General features: G+C 67.9%; 2 protein-coding genes. One reads left to right on the forward strand and one right to left on the reverse strand.

Going from position 1 to position 2,887, the window contains the following annotated elements:
• Window positions 1–256: 256 nt before the first annotated feature.
• Window positions 257–1,654, reverse strand: a complete 1,398-nt coding sequence (locus tag WCJ52_RS12495; RefSeq protein WP_336903633.1) for a Mur ligase family protein — start codon at window positions 1,652–1,654, stop codon at window positions 257–259.
• A 190-nt stretch (window positions 1,655–1,844) separates the two neighbouring features.
• On the opposite strand from WCJ52_RS12495, the gene WCJ52_RS12500 reads away from it, so the two are divergent.
• Window positions 1,845–2,885, forward strand: a complete 1,041-nt coding sequence (locus WCJ52_RS12500) for a hypothetical protein (RefSeq protein WP_336903634.1) — start codon at window positions 1,845–1,847, stop codon at window positions 2,883–2,885.
• The last annotated feature ends 2 nt before the right edge of the window (window positions 2,886–2,887 follow it).

Below are 2,887 nucleotides of genomic sequence, written 5' to 3' on the forward strand. Positions count from 1 at the left end.
TCATCGTCTTCGAGACCGGATCGGGCGAGAGCGGAAAGATCCTCTCCAAGGTCCTCTCCTCCGATCTTCGCGTCACAAACCATGACTTGAGGCTGGCCTAGCCCCGGCAGCCAAGGGGCGGACTTGCGAGCCCGCTGACCCCCTCCGGCCCGCTGCGCGGGCCACCTCCCCCTGGGGGGAGGAATTACCGAGCCATTGCTCCCCATCAGGGGGAGCTGTCGGCAAAGCCGACTGAGGGGGTCAACGGTGACCCAGGTCAGGTCCCGTAAAGCCTGTCGAACACTGGCGGCAGGCTGTCGGGCAGGCCGAGCAGCGGCCCCGAGGAGAGCAGCAGGACCACCTCGTCCCCTGAAAGGGCGGACAGGGCCGCCTGCGCCGCTTGCGCATCCATCACCGGCCGAGCGTCCACTCCGGCCGCCCGGGTGCGGTCAACGATCTCGGCGAGGCTCGACTGGTTGTGACCGCCGGCGCCGTGCCCTGGCGGGGGCAGGATGAGCACCCGCTCCACCCCCTCGAAGACCGTGTCGTACCAGGACAGGGCGTCCCGGGACCGCCATGAGAAGGTGTGCGGCTCGAAGACCACGATAAGCTTCCGGTCGGGGAAATGTAGCCTGAGGGCGTCAATGGCTGAGCGGGCCTTCTCCCAGGAGGAGCCGAAGCCCTCGATCACCGGAATGCGCGAGGTGCGGGTCAGGCGGTCCAGCCTGCGCCGGATGCCCTCGAAGCTGGCGACGGCGCGGACCAGCCCCGCCCGCTCCACCAGGCCGGTTTCGAGCAGCAGGGCCGAGACCCCGACGATGTTCTCGATGTTGTGGGCGCCGAGGAGGCTCGTGGTCATGGGCGTGCAGGTGCCGTCGGGGGCGACCAGGTCGAAGCGGGTGACCTCGCCAAAGACCTCACCTTGCGCCCGCCAGCCGCCGGAATCGCCGCCGTACCAGACAATGCGCGCGCGGGTCTCGCCTGCGACCTCGCGCACCGCCGGGTGGTCGCGGAGTACGGCAAGGCCGTCCGGCGGCAGGCCACGTAGGAGTTCCCGGAACGGCGCCTCGTACTCGGCAAAGGTCGGGAAGACGTTGACGTGGTCGTGCACCAGCGAGGTCAGCAGCAGCCTCTGCGGGTGGTAGAGGGCGAACTTGGACCGCCGGTCGTCCGGCCCGACGATGTACTCGTCGCCCTCGAGGATCATCTCGGGCGAGGTGCCCCAGCGCCCCGTCGCCGGCAGGGAGGGCGAGATGGCGCCCACCAGCCAGCCGGCGTCGACCCCGCAGAACCTCAGGACATGGGCCGCCAGGGCCGCGCAGGTGGACTTGCCGAAGGAGCCGGCCACCACGGTGTTGACCCGGCCCCGGGTCTGGTCGCCGACGAGTTCGGGGAAGGTGGTGACCTTGACGCCCCGCGCCCGGGCGGCCCGGGCCTCGACATTGTCGTCGCCGCCAAGCTTGGCGCTGGCCCCCTGGACGAGCACGTCGAGGTCTGCGGGCAGGTTGGCGGCATCCAGGCGCCAGGCGACCGGCAGGCCCAGGCCCTCGACAAAGGTGGACATGGGCGGAAAGACGTCCTGGTCGGAGCCGGAGACCTGATGGCCAGCGTCCTGCATCATCTGGGCGACGGCCGCCATGCCGGCGCCCGCGATTCCGGTGAAGTGGATCTTCATGGCCCCCTTCCTGAAGTCCGCGCCCTTAATGTCGGATTAACCCTACCTGGCCAGGCTTTCATCGTCTTCCCTGAAGACACCCACCCTCATCACCTCGCGCACGGCTCTGGCCGGGCGTTCTTTTCTCCGGCCTTTGAGAGTCCGGGCCGAGGTGCTGTAGTGCGCGCAGAAACGCAGGGAGGACAACGCCATGGCCAGGGCCGCAGCCGGCTTCAAGACACGCCTGGAGCCGCAGGACGAGTTCCCGCACGATCCAGGGGCCTTCAAGAACTACAACGAGAGCATGTATTTCAACGTGTTCGACCCGGCCCGGAAAGCCGGGGGCTGGTTCCGGATCGGCAACCGGCCCAACGAGCACTACGCCGAGATGACGGTCTGCCTCTACCTGCCGGATGGCCGGGTGGCCTTCATGTTTGGCCGCCCGACCATCGAAGCGAACACCGAGATGAACGCCGGCGGCCTCAAGGTCGAGGTGGTCGAGCCGTTCAAGCGCCTGCGGGTCACTTATTCCGGCAAGGCCCTGCTCCTCGCCAGGCCGCACGAGATGGCCGACCCCAAGCGCGCCTTCCGCGAGAACCCTTCCCTGCCCTGCACGGTCGAACTGGACTACGAGGGCGTCTCGCCCATGTACGGTGGCGAGACCGTGCGCGAGGACGGGACCCCGATCGAGATCGACCCCGAGAAGTCCTTCGCCAAGGCCCACTATGAGCAGCACTGCGCCGCGAAGGGCCGTTTCACCATTGGCGACGAGAGCTTCGAGATCGATGGCCACGGCCTGAGGGACAAGTCCTGGGGGCCCCGTCACTGGCAGGCCATAGACTGGTACCGCTGGTGCCCAATGAACTTCGGCCGCGACTTCGGCATGATGCTATCGGTCATTGGGGACGGAAAGGGCGGGGCCCGGCAGGGCGGCATGGTCTTCCGCGACGGGATCTACGACCTGATCTCGGAGTGCAGGATCGAGAGCGACTGGGACGAACACGGCTACCAGACCCAACTCCGCGCCGAGGTGAAGACCGTGGGCGGCAAGTCCTATTCCGTCACGGGTCAGGTCCTGTCCCTAATCCCCCTGCGGAACCGTCGGACCACCGCTGAGGGCGTCGAGCTCCAGACCCGGATCACCGAGGGCATGACCGAGTACCGGTGCGGCGACCTGGTGGGCTATGGCCTGTCGGAATACCTGGACCAGATCGTCGACGGACAACCCAACGGCAAGGCCGCCGGCTACTGAGG

Origin of the sequence: Phenylobacterium sp. (genome assembly GCF_037138395.1) — a bacterium.
Taxonomy (GTDB): Bacteria; Pseudomonadota; Alphaproteobacteria; order Caulobacterales; family Caulobacteraceae; genus Phenylobacterium.

What these genes read in the sequence shown, in the direction of transcription:
- WCJ52_RS12495 (WP_336903633.1), bottom strand. Translation starts at nt 1,654, where the DNA reads ATGAAGATCCACTTCACCGGAATCGCGGGCGCCGGCATGGCGGCCGTC.
- WCJ52_RS12500 (WP_336903634.1), top strand. Translation starts at nt 1,845, where the DNA reads ATGGCCAGGGCCGCAGCCGGCTTCAAGACACGCCTGGAGCCGCAGGAC.